Source organism: Aquimarina algiphila, assembly GCF_007489275.1.
GTDB lineage: Bacteria > Bacteroidota > Bacteroidia > Flavobacteriales > Flavobacteriaceae > Aquimarina > Aquimarina algiphila.
In genome coordinates this window covers 1-1,084 of record NZ_VLNR01000194.1, presented here as the reverse complement: position 1 = coordinate 1,084, position 1,084 = coordinate 1, and the positions used below count along the sequence as shown (strand labels likewise).

The following is a 1,084-nucleotide window of genomic DNA, read 5'->3' as shown; positions in this document are numbered from 1 at the left end:
CGATTAGAGCGTGAGCTTTCGGATGAAAAACTCAAAAATGAGATTCTCAATACCATGATCGATATTTCAGATAAACAATATGGTACTGGGATCAGAAAAAAGTTTTTACCCAATCAATCCGATGCATCCAGCAACAAAGACCAATAAGTCTGTCACGTTGTTGTCGATTGTTTGGGATCAGTAGACAGGCGATCTATCAATCACAAAAGCGATCACTGGCTCGTAATAAGCAACTTAGTCAGGTAAAACATCTGGTACAACAAACTCGGATGGATATGCCTAGATTAGGCACTAGAAAGCTATATTTTTTATTAAAACAAGAGTTTGATCGTCAAGGAATTAAAATAGGGAGAGATGCCTTATTCGATTACCTGCGTAGTGAATCCCTATTGATACAACCTAAGAAAAACTATACAAAAACCACAAATTCTAAACATTGGCTTAGAAAACATCCTAATTTAATGAAAGATACTAGTCCTTCAAGACCTGAAGAGTTTTTTGTTAGCGATNCGTCAAGGAATTAAAATAGGGAGAGATGCCTTATTCGATTACCTGCGTAGTGAATCCCTATTGATACAACCTAAGAAAAACTATACAAAAACCACAAATTCTAAACATTGGCTTAGAAAACATCCTAATTTAATGAAAGATACTAACCCTTCAAGACCCGAAGAGTTTTTTGTAAGTGATATCACCTATATTAAAAGTAGAGAAAGGACTCATTATTTATCATTGGTTAGTGATGCTTATAGTAGAAAAATAATGGGTTACCATCTTAGCGATGATATCAGTGCAGAAAATGTAGTACAAGCTTTCAAAATGGCAAATCGTAATAGAAAAACTACTAAAAACCTAATACATCATTCCGATAGAGGATTACAGTATTGTTCTGCTATTTATCAGACTGAATTAAAAAAACATCAGATAACTTCATCAATGACCGATGGATATGATTGTTATCAAAATGCACTTGCTGAACGAATCAATGGAATATTGAAAGGTGAATTTTTAATCAATATCTGTAATAATGGAACAGAACTCAAAAAATTAATAGAACAATCCATAGAAACTTATAATAATAAAA

The 1,084-nt window shown here is 33.1% G+C and carries 1 pseudogene; it reads left to right on the top strand.

Annotated elements, in window-relative coordinates:
* Nucleotides 1-513: 513 nt before the first annotated feature.
* Nucleotides 514-1,084: pseudogene (locus tag FOF46_RS31050) on the top strand (IS3 family transposase); the annotation flags it as partial.